Annotated in this window: 15 protein-coding genes and 1 other RNA gene; 11 read left to right on the forward strand and 5 right to left on the reverse strand. The window is 50.9% G+C overall.

The window, feature by feature from the left end; all coding sequences use genetic code 11:
- Positions 1 to 96 precede the first annotated feature (96 nt).
- The 5 genes from AJ81_RS04525 to AJ81_RS04545 are packed head-to-tail and all read left to right on the forward strand — an operon-like array spanning position 97 to position 5,423.
- Complete coding sequence (locus AJ81_RS04525) at positions 97 to 1,644, forward strand: glutathione ABC transporter substrate-binding protein (RefSeq protein ID WP_031504829.1); 1,548 nt, start codon at positions 97 to 99, stop codon at positions 1,642 to 1,644.
- Between the two features lie 47 nt (positions 1,645 to 1,691).
- Positions 1,692 to 2,609, forward strand: a complete 918-nt coding sequence (locus AJ81_RS04530; protein WP_031504830.1) for an ABC transporter permease — start codon at positions 1,692 to 1,694, stop codon at positions 2,607 to 2,609.
- A gap of 5 nt (positions 2,610 to 2,614) precedes the next feature.
- Entirely contained in the window at positions 2,615 to 3,466 is an 852-nt protein-coding gene (locus tag AJ81_RS04535; RefSeq protein ID WP_031504831.1) for an ABC transporter permease, read from the forward strand.
- A gap of 5 nt (positions 3,467 to 3,471) precedes the next feature.
- A complete protein-coding gene (locus AJ81_RS04540; protein WP_096325204.1) occupies positions 3,472 to 4,452 on the forward strand; it encodes an ABC transporter ATP-binding protein in 981 nt (326 codons plus the stop codon).
- Positions 4,449 to 5,423 (forward strand): ABC transporter ATP-binding protein, encoded by a 975-nt coding sequence (locus tag AJ81_RS04545; RefSeq protein ID WP_031504834.1) that lies wholly within the window; start codon positions 4,449 to 4,451, stop codon positions 5,421 to 5,423. Before AJ81_RS04540 ends, AJ81_RS04545 begins: the two co-directional genes overlap by 4 nt.
- Positions 5,424 to 5,458: 35 nt before the next feature.
- On the opposite strand, the gene ffs is transcribed toward AJ81_RS04545, so the two are convergent.
- Positions 5,459 to 5,723: signal recognition particle sRNA large type (gene ffs, locus AJ81_RS04550), an RNA gene on the reverse strand.
- Between the two features lie 98 nt (positions 5,724 to 5,821).
- Between ffs and AJ81_RS04555 the strand changes: the two genes are divergently transcribed.
- Positions 5,822 to 6,403, forward strand: coding sequence for a DUF996 domain-containing protein (locus AJ81_RS04555; RefSeq protein ID WP_064462321.1), 582 nt, complete (start codon positions 5,822 to 5,824; stop codon positions 6,401 to 6,403).
- A gap of 267 nt (positions 6,404 to 6,670) precedes the next feature.
- Here the strand turns inward: AJ81_RS04555 and AJ81_RS04560 are convergent, their stop codons facing one another.
- Entirely contained in the window at positions 6,671 to 7,996 is a 1,326-nt protein-coding gene (locus AJ81_RS04560; RefSeq protein ID WP_031504838.1) for an FAD-dependent protein, read from the reverse strand.
- Between the two features lie 160 nt (positions 7,997 to 8,156).
- Here AJ81_RS04560 and AJ81_RS04565 point away from each other — a divergent pair, with 160 nt between their 5' ends.
- The 5 genes from AJ81_RS04565 to AJ81_RS04585 all read left to right on the forward strand — a co-directional run bounded on the left by AJ81_RS04565 (position 8,157) and on the right by AJ81_RS04585 (position 13,411).
- The gene (locus AJ81_RS04565) at positions 8,157 to 10,784 is read left to right on the forward strand and encodes a calcium-transporting P-type ATPase, PMR1-type (protein ID WP_031504839.1); all 2,628 of its coding nucleotides are present in this window, start codon (positions 8,157 to 8,159) and stop codon (positions 10,782 to 10,784) included.
- A gap of 84 nt (positions 10,785 to 10,868) precedes the next feature.
- On the forward strand, positions 10,869 to 11,534 hold the full coding sequence (gene flgA, locus AJ81_RS04570; protein WP_031504840.1) for a flagellar basal body P-ring formation chaperone FlgA: 666 nt from the start codon (positions 10,869 to 10,871) through the stop codon (positions 11,532 to 11,534).
- Between the two features lie 4 nt (positions 11,535 to 11,538).
- Positions 11,539 to 12,132 (forward strand): flagellar basal body L-ring protein FlgH, encoded by a 594-nt coding sequence (locus AJ81_RS04575; protein WP_031504841.1) that lies wholly within the window; start codon positions 11,539 to 11,541, stop codon positions 12,130 to 12,132.
- A complete protein-coding gene (locus AJ81_RS04580) occupies positions 12,095 to 13,135 on the forward strand; it encodes a flagellar basal body P-ring protein FlgI (protein WP_096325182.1) in 1,041 nt (346 codons plus the stop codon). The genes AJ81_RS04575 and AJ81_RS04580 overlap by 38 nt, the downstream gene beginning before the upstream one ends.
- Entirely contained in the window at positions 13,136 to 13,411 is a 276-nt protein-coding gene (locus AJ81_RS04585) for a hypothetical protein (protein ID WP_051368687.1), read from the forward strand.
- Here the strand turns inward: AJ81_RS04585 and prfA are convergent.
- From prfA to ileS, 3 genes are read right to left on the reverse strand one after another with little or no spacing between them, the layout of a single operon-like run.
- A complete protein-coding gene (gene prfA / locus AJ81_RS04590) occupies positions 13,403 to 14,455 on the reverse strand; it encodes a peptide chain release factor 1 (protein WP_031504845.1) in 1,053 nt (350 codons plus the stop codon). The genes AJ81_RS04585 and prfA overlap by 9 nt on opposite strands.
- Positions 14,452 to 15,510: a type IV pilus twitching motility protein PilT gene (locus AJ81_RS04595; protein ID WP_031504847.1), complete on the reverse strand. Its 1,059-nt coding sequence runs from the start codon at positions 15,508 to 15,510 to the stop codon at positions 14,452 to 14,454. The genes prfA and AJ81_RS04595 overlap by 4 nt, the downstream gene beginning before the upstream one ends.
- Positions 15,507 to 18,242 (reverse strand): isoleucine--tRNA ligase, encoded by a 2,736-nt coding sequence (gene ileS / locus AJ81_RS04600; RefSeq protein WP_031504849.1) that lies wholly within the window; start codon positions 18,240 to 18,242, stop codon positions 15,507 to 15,509. The genes AJ81_RS04595 and ileS overlap by 4 nt, the downstream gene beginning before the upstream one ends.
- Positions 18,243 to 18,245: the final 3 nt, after the last annotated feature.

The raw sequence follows: 18,245 nt of genomic DNA on the forward strand, positions 1-18,245 counted from the left end.
GAATCTTTCGCTGAATGTGTGCCTCTCGCTTGACAGTTTTCAAAACAGCATGATAGAATAAGTGCCAATAACTTCTGTTTAGGAGGTGAGGTGTGAGTGCGTAGGTTTGTGGTGTTACTCGCGGTTCTTCTCTCTGTGGCCATCTTCGCGGCGAAGTACGGAGGCACAGTGAGGTTTCTCATCGGAGTGGACGTCACCACACTTTTGCCCGGCAACATCCCAGATTCGATCAGCACCATCGTTGGGATGCACATCTTCGAAGGGCTCGTCGACTATGATGAGAACCTCAGAATCATCCCCGTGCTCGCCGAGAGATGGGAAATCCTTGACAATGGTACCGCCTACGTCTTTCATCTTCGCAAGAACGTCAAGTTCCACGACGGAGCAGATTTCAACGCTCACGCTGTGAAGAAGAACTTCGACTATCTCTTCTCCGCGAACCTCAGGAACGTCGGTCAGTACAAAGGCATCATCAAGGAAGTTCAAGTGATCGACGACTACACGGTCAAGATCGTGCTTTTCCAGCCGAACTCGACCTTCCTCTACAGGCTCGCTCAGTCGAGCGGTTGGATGGTCTCACCGCAGGCCATCGAAAAGTTCGGACACGATCCAGCACTGATGTCTAAGAACCCCATAGGCACTGGTCCATTCATGTTCAAAGAATGGAAGGCCGGGGAGAGCGTCGAGCTTGTGAAGAATCCCAACTACTGGCGTCAGGGTTTGCCTTATCTGGACAGAATAATCTTCAGAGTCGTAGCGGAGGACGTCTCACGCGTGAACCAAGTCAGGGCGGGGGACGCAGACTTCATGTACAACCCACCACCCGCTCTGTTTGCGGCACTTCAGCAGGACAAATCGCTGAAAGTCGAGGTCGTGCCAACCGTGAGGACGATCTTCATAGGTTTGAACACTTCCAGAGCTCCTCTGAACGACGTGAGGGTCAGGCAAGCGCTCAACTACGCTGTGGACAAAGAAAAGCTCTGCAGGGTACTCATGAAAGGCCTCGCAAAGCCATCGGATTCACCGCTTTCGAGCAGGACTTTCGGTTATTTCTCAACGGGAGGTTATCCATACGATCCTAACAAAGCGAAACAACTGTTGAAAGAAGCCGGTTATGAGAATCTCAAGCTCGAACTCATAACACCGAAAGGAAGATACCTAAACGATTACGAAACCGCGGTGGCCATCCAGGGTATGCTCAAAGAGGTGGGCGTCACGGTGGACGTGAAGCCGATGGAATGGGGAAGCTACGTAAGCAAGATACTTTCAAGAAAACCCGAAGATTGGGACTATCAGATGTTCTTACTCGGCTGGGCTCCTGGAACCGCGGAGGGTCACCAGGTGTTGTTCCCCCTCTTCCACTCTTCAAACCGCATGGACAGTCCCAATGCAACGATGCGTTACAACAACTACTTCTACAGCAATCCAAAGGTTGACGAGCTCATAGACAAGATCGCGGTGGAAACAGACGAGAAAAAGCTTTTAGAATATTTCAAGGAAGCACAAAAGCTCGTTGTTCAGGATGCTCCTTGGATCTTCCTCTACGAAATGAACATCGCTGCGGTGATGCGCAAAGAATTACAGGGCGTCAAAATCTATCCCACCGAACGTGTGAGCTTGGCAGAAGCTTGGATCGATCGTTGACATCGAGGGTGGCACCCGCCACCCTCATTGAAGGAAGGTGATCAGCCTTGCTCAAGTTCGTCGTCAGAAGACTTCTGCTTCTGATACCTGTTGTCATAGGTGTTTCAATAGTTTCTTTCTCCATCATGCACATGATTCCGGGTGATCCGGCGCGCATCATCGCTGGTGAAGGTGCGACGGTCGAGGACATCATGTCGATACGTATAAAGTACGGTCTGGACAGACCTCTAATCGAGCAATACCTCAGATTCATGAAGGGAATAATCACGAACGATCTGAGATCCATCAGAACAGAAAGGCCCATACTCACCGAGTTGCTTCCAAGATTCGCAAACACGGCTCAGCTCGCACTCGTGAGCATAATCATCTCCTCCGTGATTGGTGTGACGCTCGGCATCGTGTCGGCGGTGAAACGGAACAGCTGGATCGACACGTTCTCCATGGTCTTCTCACTCGTGGGTGTTTCGATGCCAATCTTCTGGCTCGGAATTCTTCTGATCATTCTCTTCGCGGTCACACTCAGATGGCTTCCATCTGGCGGAAAGGGTGGTATAGAGCATTTGATACTGCCGGCGTTGACGCTCGGGCTCGCCACCTCGGCGATCATAGCGAGGATGACGCGCGCGAGCGTGCTCGAGGTGTTGAACCAAGATTACGTGAGAACCGTCGTGGCGTTCGGTCTTCCTAAGAGAAAAGTGATTTACAAATACGTTCTGAGGAATGCGTTGATCCCCGTTGTGACCGTGATAGGGCTTCAGTTCGGATACCTTCTGGGTGGTGCGGTGCTCACTGAGAGCGTCTTCGGATGGCCCGGTCTTGGAAGGTTCGTGGTCGACTCGATCTTCAGCAGAGACTACATCGCGGTACAAGTTGGAATAATGATGATCGCAACAACCTTCGTGCTCGTGAACCTACTCGTGGACCTTGTGTATGCACTCATAGACCCAAGGTTGAGGCGAGGTTGATGCGCATGAAGAAGAGAACTTCTTCCTTGATCATACTGAAACGCATGGCGAGGAACAAAGGTGCGATCTTCGGTTTGATCGTCGTTCTTCTCATCGTTTTCGTGGCCATCTTTGCCCCTGTCATCGCCCCAAAGGATCCTTACAAACAAGATCTTTTGGCAAGTTTGGAACCACCGTCTTGGAAACATCCCTTCGGCACGGACGTGTTTGGAAGGGACGTGTTGAGCAGAGTGATCTACGGAGCAAGGACTTCCCTCTCCATTTCGTCGCTCGCTGTACTGATAGCCTTCATCCTTGGAGCAACGGTTGGTACGATCGCTGGTTACTTCGGTGGCGTGTTGGACGAAGTGTTGATGAGAATCCTCGACGTGCTCATGGCGTTTCCTGACATACTTTTGGCCATCGCGATAGTCGCCGCACTGGGTCCTGGAAAGATCAATCTGGTGGTGGCGATCGCGATATATTCCTTCCCACAGTTTGCAAGGGTCATGCGCGCTTCCGCGTTGACGATCAAAAGTTCCGAGTACGTAGAAGCGGCAAAAGCGATCGGTGAATCTAACCTCTCCATAATGGTGCGATACGTTCTGCCCAACGCACTGGCACCGCTGCTCGTTCAGGCAACGTTGAGAATGGCGACCGCTGTGCTCACCATCTCAGGCTTGAGCTTTTTGGGGCTCGGAGTGAAACCACCCGAGGCCGAATGGGGAACCGACCTTGCCATGGCGAGGGTGTATCTTGAAATAGCGCCACATCTGGGCATATTCCCAGGCCTGGCGTTGTTCATAACGGTGCTCGGTTTTAACCTCTTCGGCGACGGCTTGAACGACGCGCTGAACCCTCGCCTGAAGGACAGGTGATGAGCATGAAGGAGCTTTTGAGAATAGAGAACTTGAGACTCTACTTCGACACCGAAGAAGGAACTGTCAAGGCTCTGGAAGATGTGAATTTGAGCGTGAAAGAGGGAGAGATCGTCGGTGTCGTGGGCGAAACGGGCAGTGGTAAGTCCATAACGGCGATGAGCATCCTCAAACTCATACCCTCTCCACCTGCGAGGATGCTCTCTGGCAAGATCTGGTTCGATGGTCAGGAAATAAGCTCCTTCGACGAGGAAAAAATGAGAGAAATTCGCGGTAAAAAGATCGCGATGATATTCCAAGAGCCCATGACCTCGCTGAATCCCACCTTCACCGTTGGAGAGCAACTCTGCGACGTGCTCATGACTCACGAGAAGATCGAGAAAAAACAGGCGATCGAGAAAATAATCGAAGTCTTCAAACTGGTGAGGATGCAGGATCCTGTGGCACTTCTGGACAAGTATCCTCATCAACTTTCTGGAGGCATGCGCCAGCGCGTGATGATCGCCATGGCGCTTCTATGCAATCCAAAGCTTTTGATCGCGGACGAAGCGACCACGGCGTTGGATGTCACCATACAAGCACAGATCCTCGGGTTGATCAAGCGAATGAACGAACAACTCAAACTCAGCGTTCTGCTCATCACCCACAACTTTGGCATAGTCGCTCAAATCTGCGACAAGGTCGCGGTCATGTACGCAGGTTATGTAGTGGAGATCGCCGACATAAAGGAGGTCTTCGCCCGTCCTCGTCATCCATACACGCGAGGTCTTCTGAGCGCAATACCTCCAATAGACAGAAAAGTTGAAAGGCTCAGAATTATAGAAGGCAGTGTGCCAAACCTCATCGAGCCACCCAGTGGTTGTCGTTTCCATCCCAGGTGTGAGAGGTTCGTGCCGGGCGTGTGCGACGTCGAAGCGCCAAAGCTTGCGGGCGATGAACACATGGTTGCGTGTTTCAACCCGTACAACGGTGGTGGTAGCAGATGAAGTTGCTGAAGGTTGAAAGACTAATCAAGGACTTTTCGATCAAACTGGGATTCTTCGGTGGCAAGCATGTAATAAGGCCCATCAACGACGTTTCTTTCGAGATAGACGAAGGTGAGACACTGGGTGTTGTGGGAGAGTCCGGTTGTGGAAAGACCACGTTGGGCCGGACGGTCATAAGACTCTACGAACCCAGCGGTGGAAAGATCTATTTCGACGGCGTGGAGATCACGAACCTCAAGGAAAGACAGTTCAGGAATTTCAGAAGAAACATGCAGATCGTTTTTCAAGATCCTTTTTCATCTCTCAATCCAAGAATGACAGTCTACGACACCCTCGCAAGACCGTTGCGCATACACAAGGTTGTGTCTAAGTCCGAAGAGAAGGATCTCATCGTTTCAACGCTCGAGAGCGTGGGACTCAAATCAGAGCACCTCGGCAGATTCCCACACGAATTCTCCGGCGGACAGAGACAGAGGATTGCGATCGCAAGAGCTATAATAACCAAACCGAAGTTCATCGTCCTCGATGAACCAACCAGTGCACTCGACGTTTCCGTTCAAGCGCAGATAGCGAACCTGTTGAAGGAGCTCAAGCAAAAACTGAAGCTGACGTATCTTTTCATCTCCCACGATCTTTCCGTCATCCAGTTTTTGAGTGACAAGATCGCGGTGATGTACCTCGGACAGATCGTGGAGATGGGAACAGCAGAGACTGTGATCAGAGAAACGCTCCATCCTTACACGAAACTCTTGTTCAGTTCGATTCCCGTCCCGGATCCAGAAAAAAGAATGAAGTTTTCCATCGATGTCAGCGAGGTACCGTCGCTGGCGAACATCACCAAGGGTTGTCCGTTCTTCGATAGGTGTCCTTCAAGGATGAAAGAATGTAAGGAGTTCAGACCGAAGTTGGTGAACGTGAAAGAAGACCATGCCGTCGCATGCTTCTTGTACCACAACGAGATACACCAATGAGCGGCTCGCGCCGCTCTTTCTCACAAAAAATGGTGCCACGGACCCACCTTCGACAAGCCCAAACCGAGGCATAACTGAGCTTCCAGCTCCAGCCAGGCTCCCCTGCGGCACACGGTGCTACCGCTTATGGCTGCTTCCTTCCGGACCTGACCAGGTTCACGGCGCACCGTTGCACAGGACCCAGCCTTCATCGCCTTCCGCCCAGTCTGTGTCTCGACATGGACCGCCTCCGGTGGGAGTTCGGCCCCGCGTGTGGCGGATTTCGGGTACAGGGGACCGCCAGCCCCCCGCCTACCGTGACACCAAACATATTATACACGAGCACTCGAACTTCTCGAACGTTTGGTCGATGAAATTGTGTGGTACAATGAGATCAACAAAACTTGGGGGGTGAGACTATGAAGCAAGCTGGTTTGTTGGCAGGTGTGGGGCTGTTGTGCTCTTACCTTCTCTCCATGATACCTGGCGCAGGATGGGTCTTCTCGCTCGTCGGACTGGTGTTGTTCCTGGTTGGTGTTCACAAGATCTCACAGTTGACTAACCAGAGGGAGATCTTTAATCTTTTCTTGCTTCCCGTGATCCTCGGCTTCGTCGGGATCACCATAGCCTCCATCATGGTGATCGGTGCAGTGATGCGTACGATGATGACAGGTGGCTTCGGCATCGCTTCGCTCGGAGTTACGACGATTCTGGTGATGGTTGTTTCTGTGGTTCTCTTGATCATCAGCTTGATCTCGTACGTGAAAGCGTACAGATTGCTCGCACAGGTGACGAACATGAACATCTTCAACACCGTGGCGAGCCTGTACAAGTGGGGTGCGATCCTGCTAATCGTGTTCGGTGTCGGTGCGATACTCATGTTCGCAGGCGTGATCGTCGCCATGGTCGGTTTCTTCTCGATGGAGGAAAGATCTGCATCTCAGTGGCGAGTTCACAGGACCGTTTCGTGTTTGCAACAGCACGGTCCGTATGCATATTAATGGGAGCGCTCTCAGAAAGATTGATGTGGCGAGATCCATAGTCTCGATGTGGTCCTCATTTTAATTCATCGTGAGGCGTGTGCTCCTGAGTATTCTGTGGATTTTAGAAAGTTGAGCCACAACGATGCCACGACAAGTTCACACGTCAAATCCACAGACGATGAAAACGTTCTCTAAACAGATTCGGATCTTGAACAGTGAGAGCTTCTTCACGAAAAACGATCGAGAAAGGCCTCCTTACGGAGGCTTTTTTCATTCCAAAACGATTCAGAGCCTGAGCGCCCTTATGTAACCCATCGAAGTTGCGTACTGAATCGATCTGGTCCAACCGCTGCAATCACCTATCACGTGCAAATGTTCCACCACATCGTTACAGAACTTGTTGGAGTAGAATTTCACCTCAACCGCGTACAGCAAATTGTCGAAGTACGCGACACCTCTTATCACTCGATCGAGGTTGTCTATGAAGTCCACGAGCGATTCTCGTATCTTCGATGGAAATACAAGATTCGCATCTCCCAGTATGAAACTGTCTTCGTGTAGCGTCGGCTGAACCCTTCCGAGTCGTTTTGTTCTTCTGTATTCCTTGAAATCTCCGTAAGTTTGCAGGATAACTTTTTCTCTGTCGCCTGCGAGAATGTTCGCAAGCTTGGCCAGGTTCTTACCGTAGCCTGTTGGATCCTTGAAGGGTTCTGTGAACCTCGTGGTGACGAGAACGGCGAAGTTCGTGTTCTGTGTCTTGTGATGGGTGTCGGAATAACCGTTCACCGTGGTGAAATCTTCGTACTTTTCGAGCGTCACTTTACCTGCGGGGTTCTGACAGAACAACCTGCACATGTAACCGGTCCTGGTTTTGTATCTGACCTTCACCTCGTACATGTCGAAGAACTCTTCCATCACGTGGTTCGGAAGCTCGTACCTGACACCTATGTCAACGTAATAATTCTCCCTGACGAGCTGCGGATACTTTTCCTTGATGCGGTCCATCAATCTGTGGCCACTCCTGCCGACGGCGACCACGAGTTCGTCGAACACGAACTCGCCTTTGTTTGTGATGACTTTATGTTTTGAACCCAGTTCGACATCTTCAACGATCGTGTCGAACACGAAGTGCACGTTCTTGAAGGACGAGAAGTGCTCGAACAAATTGTTGTTCGTGTCTTTGAGTACATCCGTTCCCAAGTGGAAGAAATAAGCCTTGATCGGTTCAAAACCGTGATCGTAGAACTTTCTGTATGTCTCATCGTCCGCGAAGGATTCGCCGAACTCTATCTTTTTTCCATCCTTCTCGAAAGATTTGAGATACTCTATAGGATCGATTCTCTCCTTCAGCGTGGGCCGATAACCTGAATGGCTCAAGTACAACTCGACGATCTTGTACTGCACCTCAAAAGGTATATCCAGTTCGCCACCCATGCCCCTGCTCACGAAGATCTTTCCGTCCATTCGCACACCGGAAATGGTGTTGTGGGCGTGGTCCTTCCCTCTTTCGAACACGACGATCTCGTAATCGTCGATCTTCTTAGATTCGATCAAACCCTGCAGAAAACCGATCGCAGCAGCTCCAAATCCCACGATGCCCATCTTTTTCATTTCCACGATCCCTCCACTTGCGCAACGATTTCCACATCCATTCAATATACTACATGGGCAGGTCTCACGTGTGTTGAGTTTAAGACATGCTTTCGCAAGAATTGTGCAACGATTCGACCTTAGACTTTAACTTGGGTCAAAAGCGAGGGGTGATGGCGCGTTGAAAGATTTCTACAGGCTCAGTGCAGAAGAGGTTTGCCGAGAACTTTCGGTCGATCCACAAAAGGGTCTGTCCACTGAAGAGGCGAAGAGAAGACTACAGCAGTACGGTCCAAACGAACTTGCGGAAAAGAAGAGACGCACGATCCTTCAGATGTTCCTCTCACAGTTCACGGACTTTCTTATCATCATCCTGCTCGCCGCGGCGGGTATCTCCATCCTCGTCGGTGAAGCCGTTGACGCGATACTCATCATGATCATCGTGGTACTGAACGCCACACTGAGCACGATACAGGAATCCAAGGCGGAAAAGTCTTTACAACTGCTCAAGAAAATGGCTGCGCCAACCGCACGCGTCTTGAGAGATGGAGTCATTCAAACTGTTCCATCGCACGAATTGGTCCCGGGAGACATAGTCATCTTGGAAGCTGGCAACTACGTTCCCGCCGACGGAAGATTGATCGAATCGGTGAACCTATCGGTCAGTGAAGCTGCGCTCACGGGAGAGTCTCAACCGGTGGAAAAATTGATCGACGCAATAGACAAACCAAACCTGCCCATTGGCGATAGAACGAACATGGTCTACTCTGGCACAGTCGTCAGCCGGGGACGCGGAAAAGCGATCGTGACAGCCACTGGAAACGAGACGGAGATCGGTAAGATAGCCAAGATGCTCACAGAAATGGAGGAAGAAGAAACCCCGCTGCAGAGGAACCTCGAAAAGCTTGGAAAACAGATCGGCATGATCGTGCTCGTGATATGCGCGATCGTCTTTGTCGTGGGAATTTTGGAGGGTAACCCTGTTCTTGAGATGTTCCTCACGGCCGTCAGTCTCGCCGTCGCAGCGGTTCCGGAAGGTTTGCCCGCCGTCGTGACGATCGTGCTCGCCTTAGGTATGTACAACATGGTGAAGAGGCACGCGATCGTGCGAAAGTTACAAGCCGTTGAAGCGCTCGGGTCTGTGAACGTGATCTGCTCGGACAAAACAGGAACCCTCACCAAGAACGAGATGACCGTGGTGAAGTACTACCTGCACCCAGAACACTGGTTGAAACACGAAGTATCCAATGAGCCTGCGGGTGTTTTGAAAGAAGCGCTCACGGCCGCGGCACTTTGCAACGATGCGTTCATAGCGTTCAAAGACAACAGCAGAGCAACATCGGGTGATCCCACCGAAATCGCCCTCGCGCTCGCCGCATGGGACTTCGGTTTGAAAAAGACAGAGTTGGAAGAAAAGATGCCGCGCGTCCATGAAATACCCTTCGATTCCGACAGAAAGATGATGACGACCGTCCACAGGAAAGACCACACTTTCGTTTCTTACACGAAGGGTGCTCCCGACGTCGTGCTTTCGAAGTGCACGAAGTACGTTTCGATCTCAGGCGAAGTGAAAGAAATGAGCGAAAAGGACAGAGAACAGATTCTGCAGGCTAACCAGCGAATGGCTCAGGATGGCCTGCGCGTTCTTGCGGTGGCTTACAAGAGCGTAAAGGAAGGTCAGTATCAAGATCTCGAGCAAGACATGGTGTTCCTCGCACTGATCGGCATGATAGATCCTCCAAGGCCAGAGGTGAAAGATGCCCTCGAGAAGTGCAGAACCGCTGGGATAAAGGTGATCATGATCACGGGCGATCACAAGGCAACCGCACAGACGATAGCGAAAGAGTTGGGAGTAATTGACTCTGAAGGTAAAACGCTCACGGGTAGTGAACTTTTGAATATGGATATCGACGAGCTGGTGAAGGTCGTGGAAGAGGTGAAGGTCTACGCGAGGGTTTCACCGAGCGATAAACTGAAGATCGTGGAGGCGCTCAAGAAGAAAGGTAAAATCGTGGCGATGACGGGAGACGGTGTGAACGATGCACCGGCTTTGAAGAGAGCGGACATAGGTGTCGCGATGGGTATCACGGGAACGGATGTTTCGAAAGACGCCGCGGACATGGTGCTCACCGATGATAATTTTGCGAGCATCGTGGCTGCCGTTGAAGAGGGAAGAAAGATCTTCGACAACATCAGAAAAGTCGTCTACTATCTGCTCTCGTGCAATATCAGCGAGGTGGCGACGATATTCGTCTCGATCCTGCTCAGATTGCCTCTACCCCTCATTCCGGTCCAGATTCTCTGGATGAACCTGGTCACCGACGGACTTCCAGCACTTGCGCTCGGGGTCGAACCTGCAGAACCTGACGTCATGAACAGACCACCGAGAGATCCGAAAGAGGGTATCATGAGCAAGGACGTGATGAAAAAGATATTCATCGGAGGCTTGTTGCTCTCGATGTTGACACTCTTCGTCTACGGTTGGGCCCTGATGGAACACGACGAGATAAGACTGCTCAGAACGATGGTCTTCTTCACCCTGTGCACGGGCCAGCTGTTCCACGCGCTGAACTCAAAATCTTTGAAACATTCGCTCTTCAAAGTGGGCATAAAGAACAATCCACGCTTGCTCTTAGCGTGTGCTGTATCCTTCCTGCTCCTACTTGCGGTCATATATCTTCCAGGTCTGCAGGACGTCTTCGGTACCACCACGCTGGCAGGTCATCAACTCTTGGTCAGCTCTCTGGCAGCTTTTATGATCGTGCCACTCTTCGAACTCGTCAAGTGGTTCGATCGAAGAAAGAGCTGAGCTCTTGGCCCGGTCGCAAGACCGGGTCTTTTCTTTTCAGAGGATAACCCGACCATCACGTAGAAATACTTAGATGGTGAGATCATGAAAGGGCTCGTTCTTACAATCGTGTTCCTTTTGATATTCACAGTCTACTGTTTTGCGAACGAGATGCTCATCGAAGCGATAGAAAAGTTTGCCGTGGAAAAATTTGGCCCGGAGGCGACCATAGTTTCTCTGCACATCAGAAGTTCTCCGAGTTCCTTTGACAAGATCCAGCTGATTTCACACAATCGTTCGAAAAGTTTTTTCCGTTTCCTGTTCAAAGCTTATCGAGAAGAGAAGTTCTGTGGTTATGTGCGCATCGAATGTGAGCTTGCGATCTTTGCCAATGTTCTGGTCGTGAACAGAACGGTCAGATCCAACGAAGTCTTGAGCGAAAACGATGTGACGTTTCAGAAGGTGAACCTCCTAGCCCTGAACGTGGAACACTGCACGGACATCGACCAAGTAGTTGGAAAGATCGTTCGAAAGATGTTCAGACAGAACGAACCTTTGGACGCGAGGTACTTGATGAAACCACCGGATGTGAGAGCCGGACAGCTATTGACAGCCAGAATGACCATTGGCCCGGTCGTTGCAACGGCGCAGGTGCGCGCCATGCGTGACGCTTACATAGGCGAGAAGATCTCCGTCAGAAACGTTTCGAGCGGTGTGCTCATAGAAGGCTTGCTCCAGGAGGATCTCACCGTTCTGGTGATTGGAGGTTGAGGCCATGAGGAGATTTCTTATCTTCGCACTGATGCTTTTCACAGCGATCATTCTCGCAACGTCCTTGTGGAACAGTTCCACCAACACGCAGTTCAGATACATCATCTCGGACAGAAAGGCGAGTCGCGTGGGTGACATCGTCACGATCGTCGTGCGCGAAAGTCCGCAGTTCAGCACTTCGCTCAGCACCGAATCTCTGGAGAAGGCTTTGATGAACCTGATCACAGGCACGGTGAAAGGCATCACGAACTTCGACTTGTCCAAGTTCATTCCCATAAACAACAACACGAACATCGACAGAAGCGCAAAGACCAGTACCAACGTCATCATGACCATGTCTGCCGTCGTGGTCGCCATAGAGAATGGAAACTTCGTCATAGAAGGAAACAGACAACTCAAGGTCGGCAATCAGCTCAGCGAAGTGACGATAAGAGGCACCGTCAGACCCGACGACATCGCCGCGAACAACACGATCGACTCTTCGAAGATCGCCAACTGTCAGATTTGGGTCAACGGACAGCTCGTTTTCAGGCAGAAGCCCGACGAGGAATCATGGCTCGATGCATTTCTCTCTGCCATCGCCAGATTCTTGCTGTGAGGTGGTGGGCGTGAGAAAGATATTTCTCGTGCTGACATTGACACTGACGTGCATCGCTTTCTCCACCGCAAGGATCAAAGACATCGCGAACTTCAGAGGCGTGAGAGACAACCAGCTGTTCGGCATAGGCATCGTGGTGGGACTGAACGGCACGGGTGATTCGGGTAAGATAAGTTCTACCGTACTCAGCAACATAGCGAAAACACTCGGTGTGACCATGAATCCAGAGGACATCAAAACGAGGAACAGTGCGATGGTGATGGTCATCGCTGACATTCCTGCGTTTTTCAAAGAGGGCATGAGGCTGGATGTCGTGGTGGCATCCATAGGGGACGCGAAGTCGTTGGAGGGTGGCATTCTGCTACAAACACCACTGTTCGGTGCGGATGGAAACGTCTACGCAGTGGCCCAAGGAAGCGTCAGCGTGGGTGGAGCGGAAGTCAAGGTCTCGGCGAATTTGCAATCGAAGTACAAGGTCGTGGGGTTCATTCCATCTGGCGCCATCGTGGAACGTGAGATACCCTTCGAGTTCGCTCAGTCCAACTCGGTGACCTTGCATCTGAAACGACCCGACTTCACGACCGCCGCGAGGGTGGCACAGGCGATAAACACCACTTTTGAAAGGAGAATAGCGAAGGCGATCGATGCTTCGACGATAAAGATAGACGTACCTTCTGCGTTCGAAGACGATGTGATATCCTTCCTCGCACTCGTAGAGGAAATCGAAGTCTCAGTGGACATGCCCGCACGAGTGGTTGTGAACGAAAAGACGGGCACGGTGGTGTTCGGCGGAAACATAAAGATCCTCGACTTCACTCTCTCTTACGGGGTTTTCAACGTCACGATCAAAAATGGCAAACTTCCGGAACAGGAAACGGAAGCCACGGTGGGTGCGCTCGTTTCCGCGCTCAAGAGTCTCGGTGCCACACCACAGGACATCATAGCGATACTCGAGTCCATGCACAAAGCTGGTGTGTTGCTTGCCGAGCTGGTGGTGATGTGAATGGTGCAGACAATTTCTACGATCAACAGAGGTTCTGATAAACTCTGGAACGCCTGTGCGGACTTCACCGCGACGATCTTTTACGATGTTCTCAAGAAGATGTACGAGTCCATACCCAAGTCGAACTTGTTCAGAAGAACGCTCGCAGAAAGCTGGTTCATGAACATGACCCTGTACGAATATTCGAGGCAGGCGGCGAGGCACGAACTCTCTTCCCTGACGAACATGATCTACGAAGCTTTGGCGAAGAAGGCTTACGGTAAGACTTCAACTTAAGATGCGCTTTGCGGTCTCTGCGAGTTCGAACTCCAGCAGTTTAGAAACCAACTCGTCCAGATCGCCGTCCAATATTTCCTTGAGCCTGTAACTTGTGTAATCGATCCTATGGTCGGTCACGCGGTTTTGCGGAAAGTTGTAGGTCCGGATCTTTTCGCTTCTCTCGGCTGTCTTTATCTGGCTTTTCCTTTGCTGGGAGATCTTTTGCATGAGCTCTTCCTGTTTCAGCTGAAAGAGTTTGGCCCTGAGTATGGCGAGAGCCTTCTCTCTGTTTTGATGCTGCGATCTTTCGCTTTGACAGCTCACGGTGATACCCGTTGGAAGGTGCGTTATCCTCACGGCAGATTCAGTTTTGTTCACGTACTGTCCCCCATGACCTGAAGCCTTGAAGGTGTCTATCTCCAGATCTTTCGGGTCTATCTGGACTTCCACGGTCGTGACCTCGGGCAGTATCGCGACGGTGGCGGTGGAGGTGTGTATCCTACCGGAAGATTCCGTGATCGGGATCCTCTGGACCCTGTGTACCCCACTTTCCCATTTCAGATGTTTATAAACAGATTTCCCTCTGACGAACAACACGACTTCTTTGAACCCGCCAAGACCGGTGTCGTGAAAGTCTGCGAGCTCCACTTCCCAGCCCTTGCGCTCCGCATAGCGGCTGTACATTCTGTACAGATCTGCGGCGAAGAGTGCGGCTTCTTCTCCCCCTGTGCCTGCCCTTATTTCCATGATGATACTGTCGTAGTCGTCGCTCGGAAGCAGGAGCGAAATCAACTGCGAGAGCTTCTGCTCGTGTTCCTGTTTCGTCTCAGCGAGCTCTTTCTCGGCAGAAGGATCCTCCGCAATGACCTGTTGCCAGAACTCGATATCTCTTTCGAGCTCTTCAAGCCCTTCGTGAAGCTGAACGATCTCTTCAAGTTTTGAATATTCTATGGACAATCTCTTCATCTCTTCGACGTCGATATCGGCTCTTGCGAGCTCGATCTGCAATTCTTGAAGTCTTTCCTTCGCCTTCTCAACAAGAGATTTGACCAACTCTTTCATCCTATCTTTCTCCTCATTTCCTCTGGATTGCGACAGTACTCGTAAAGCTGGTTTTTGTCTATCAAACCTGAAAAGTAAGCCTTCAGCAGGGCATCGTCGAAGAGGATCATACCCTGCTTGGCACTCGCCTGCATGATCGATTCTATCTGGTGCAGCTTGTTCTCCCTTATCAAGTTCTTCACCGCCGTTGTTCCCACAAGTATCTCCAACACTGGCACGACACCTCTACCCGAAGCGTGCCTCAGCAATCTTTGATACACGATCGCGATGAGGGTGTTCGCCACCTGAAGCGCAATTTGTTTCTGCTGATGTGCCGGAAACACATCTATGATCCTTTCCGGGGCGCTCGCGGCGCTGTTGGTGTGTATCGTGCTCAAAACCAGATGTCCTGTCTCTGCAGCGGTGAGTGCCAGCGCCATAGTTTCCAGATCTCTCATTTCGCCGACGAGTATGACGTCTGGATCTTGCCTCAACGCATACTTGAGACCATCGTAGAAACTGTTCGTGTCCTGACCGAGTTCTCTTTGGTGGATGATCGATCTCTTGTTGGTGAAAACGTACTCGATGGGATCTTCGATGGTGATGATGTGGTACGGAAAGTTCTCGTTGATGTAGTCTATCATTGCCGCCAGAGTCGTGGACTTACCGCTGCCGGTGGGCCCAGCGACGAGAATCAGACCAGAATCTCTGTTGGCAAAGTCTTTGAGTATCTCAGGTAAACCCAACTCACTGAAGGTCCTTATCCTGCTGGTGATCAGCCTCAGTGCGAGGGCGGGGTTTTTTCTCTCGTGGTAAAGATTTCCTCTGACCCTAATTTTGTCTCCCACGGAAAAGGCGAAATCTACCTCTTTCTTGTCTTCGCTTCTTGTGATGTTCAACTGCTCGAAAATCTTCTGAACCGCGTCGAGCAGATCCTTTGCACTGACGGGTGCGTACTGCTTTTGAACCACGAGCACCCCGTCGATCCTGTAGATCGGAGGAACTCCAACCGACAAATGAACATCGGAAGCGCCCTTCGCGAAGGCCTCGGACACCAGGGAGTGAATATCGATCATTTTCGCTCACCCTCGAGCACCGAAACGCACCTTGGACATATTCCGGGGAAACGGCCGTCCGAATTGGTCAACGGATGGTATTTCCAGCACCTCTCACACTTCTGCCCTTCAGCTTTGCTCACCAAAACTTGTATCCTTTCTTCTCCCTTTTCCAGTTCGACCTGAGACACTATGAAGATCTCTTCGAGCACGTCTCTGTATTTCTGCAACAATGAAAAGAGTTTCTCATCACCGATTTTCAGTGTGAGCTTCGCATCCAAAGAATGACCTATCAGGTCGGCTTGCCTTGCGTCCTCGAGAGACTTCAGCGCGATGTCTCTGACTTCGAACAGTTTTTCGAAATCCTGCATGAGTCTCTCATCGATCCAGTCTTTCCTGTACTCCGGCCAGCTTTCCGCGTGTATCGTTTCGAATCTTCTATCTTCCGAACACAGATGAGAGTAAGCCTCCTCGCATGTGAAGGTGATTATCGGTGAAAGCATGATCAAGAGGGATCTGAGAATCTCTCTGAGCACCGTCTGAGCAGATCTTCTCTTGAGAGAGTTCTTCCCTTCAACGTAGAGTCGATCCTTCACGATGTCCAAATACACCGCGCTCAGTTCGACTGAGCAGTACTTCACCAAGATGTTGTACACTTTCGATATCTCGTAGCTCTCATAAGCTTCCGTGACAGTCTTGATTATCTGTTGCAACCTTCCGAGTGCCCACTTATCTACCGGCAGGAGCTTTTCGTAAGGCACGACATCTTTCGGTGTGAAGTCGTAAAGGTTGCCCAGAAGGTATCTGATCGTGTTTCGAATCTTTTTGTAAACCTCCACTTGCTGCTTGAGTATGTTGTAGCTTATGCGTATGTCGTTGAAGTAATCGCTGCTCGCGAGCCAGAGCCTTAGAACGTCTGCGCCGTACTTCGAACACACTTCCAGCGGATCGACCACGTTCCCCAAGGACTTGCTCATCTTCTTTCCTTCTTCGTCCTTGATGAACCCGTGGGTCAGAACCGTTCTGTACGGTGGCTGACCATGTTTGACGACGGACAGCACCAGAGACGAGTTGAACCAACCTCTGTGCTGATCGCTCCCTTCCAGATACATGTCTGCAGGGAAAGTGAGCTCGGGCCTCGCGTTGAGCACAGCCTCGAACGATGCTCCAGAGTCTATCCACACATCGAGAGTGTCGTACGTCTTTTCCAAATCATTCGAGCCACAGTTCTTGCAAGCGTAGCCATCCGGCAAAAGTTCCTTTTCACTCGTCTCAAACCAAGCGTTGGTACCTTTCTGCCTGACAATACTTGCAAAGTGCTCGATGAGTTGTGGATCCAGATTCACATGTCCACAGGACTTACACCTGAACGCGGGGATCGGAATGCCCCACACTCTCTGTCTGGAAATACACCAGTCCGGCCTTTCTTCGATCATCGCAGCTATCCTGTTCTTACCCCAATCGGGGATCCACTCGACCATGTCGATCTGTTCCAAAAGCTTCTTTCTCAAATCGTTCTTGTCGATGGAAATGAACCACTGCTCGGTCGCCCTGAATATGACGGGATTCTTGCATCTCCAGCAGTGAGGATAAGAGTGCGTTATCGTCGAAGCGTGCAGTAGCACACCCAAGCTTTTCAGATCTTCCATGATGATCTTGTTTGCGTCGAACACGTTCAAGCCTTCGTACTTACCAGCCTCACCTGTGAAACGCCCTTTTTCATCAACGGGTGAAAGCACATCGAGCTTGTATATCTTGTATCCGTACTCGTAGTCCTCTTCACCGTGACCGGGAGCCACATGGACGCAACCGGTCCCAGTCTCCATGTCAACGAAGTCGGCGAGTATGATCCTTGAATCTCTCTGAGACAGCGGGCTGATCGCGATTCTGCCTTCCAGCAAGCGTCCACTGAACTTTTCAAGGACCGAATAGTGCTTTAAACCGATCTCACTTGCGAACTGCTCGAGCAATCTCTCCGCGATGATCCAGATCTCAGAATCAACGTTCAACCTCACGTAGGTCTCCTCAGGATGCACAGCGATGCCCGTGTTGGCTGGCAAGGTCCACGGTGTGGTTGTCCATATCACGATGTACTCGTCACTGTCCTTCATCTTGAATTTAACGTAGATGGATGGAGAAACATGATCACGATACTCTATTTCCGCCTGAGCGAGTGCAGTACCACAAGTGAAACACCACAAAACAGGCTTCTTCTCCCTGTACACATAACCATCTTCGACGAATTTCTTCAAAACAGTGTAGACCCTGTACTCGTACTCAGGTTCAAGCGTGGCATAATAGTTCTCCCAATCGCCTATCACGCCGAGTCTCTGAAACTGACGTTTCTGAATCTCTATCTGCTCTTTGGCGAACTTCTCACATTCTCGCCTGATCTCCTGTGGCGTCATCTTCTCTACTTTTTCCTTGAGCATGCTCGTCACGCGATGCTCGATGGGCAAACCGTGCGTGTCCCAACCCGGCACATACGGAACCTTGAATCCTCTCAATGTCTTGTACCTCATCACCATGTCCTTCAGAATCTTGTTCATCGCCGTGCCTATGTGTATCGCGCCGTTCGCGTACGGAGGACCATCGTGCAAAACGAACGCAGGACGATTCTCCCTTGTTTTCAGGATGTATCTGTGAATGTCGATCCTCTTCCAACGTTCGAGGATCTGCGGCTCTTTCTCAACCAAATTCGCCCGCATCGGAAACGCGGTGTTCGGTAAGTTCAGAGTCTCTCTGTAATCCAAAAC

The sequence above is a fragment of the Pseudothermotoga hypogea DSM 11164 = NBRC 106472 genome, from assembly GCF_000816145.1.
GTDB lineage: Bacteria > Thermotogota > Thermotogae > Thermotogales > DSM-5069 > Pseudothermotoga_A > Pseudothermotoga_A hypogea.

What these genes read in the sequence shown, in the direction of transcription:
- AJ81_RS04585 (WP_051368687.1), top strand. Translation starts at nt 13,136, where the DNA reads ATGGTGCAGACAATTTCTACGATCAACAGAGGTTCTGATAAACTCTGG.
- AJ81_RS04560 (WP_031504838.1), bottom strand. Translation starts at nt 7,996, where the DNA reads ATGAAAAAGATGGGCATCGTGGGATTTGGAGCTGCTGCGATCGGTTTT.
- AJ81_RS04555 (WP_064462321.1), top strand. Translation starts at nt 5,822, where the DNA reads ATGAAGCAAGCTGGTTTGTTGGCAGGTGTGGGGCTGTTGTGCTCTTAC.
- AJ81_RS04575 (WP_031504841.1), top strand. Translation starts at nt 11,539, where the DNA reads ATGAGGAGATTTCTTATCTTCGCACTGATGCTTTTCACAGCGATCATT.
- AJ81_RS04535 (WP_031504831.1), top strand. Translation starts at nt 2,615, where the DNA reads ATGAAGAAGAGAACTTCTTCCTTGATCATACTGAAACGCATGGCGAGG.
- flgA (WP_031504840.1), top strand. Translation starts at nt 10,869, where the DNA reads ATGAAAGGGCTCGTTCTTACAATCGTGTTCCTTTTGATATTCACAGTC.
- AJ81_RS04540 (WP_096325204.1), top strand. Translation starts at nt 3,472, where the DNA reads ATGAAGGAGCTTTTGAGAATAGAGAACTTGAGACTCTACTTCGACACC.
- AJ81_RS04595 (WP_031504847.1), bottom strand. Translation starts at nt 15,510, where the DNA reads ATGATCGATATTCACTCCCTGGTGTCCGAGGCCTTCGCGAAGGGCGCT.
- prfA (WP_031504845.1), bottom strand. Translation starts at nt 14,455, where the DNA reads ATGAAAGAGTTGGTCAAATCTCTTGTTGAGAAGGCGAAGGAAAGACTT.
- AJ81_RS04580 (WP_096325182.1), top strand. Translation starts at nt 12,095, where the DNA reads ATGCATTTCTCTCTGCCATCGCCAGATTCTTGCTGTGAGGTGGTGGGC.
- AJ81_RS04545 (WP_031504834.1), top strand. Translation starts at nt 4,449, where the DNA reads ATGAAGTTGCTGAAGGTTGAAAGACTAATCAAGGACTTTTCGATCAAA.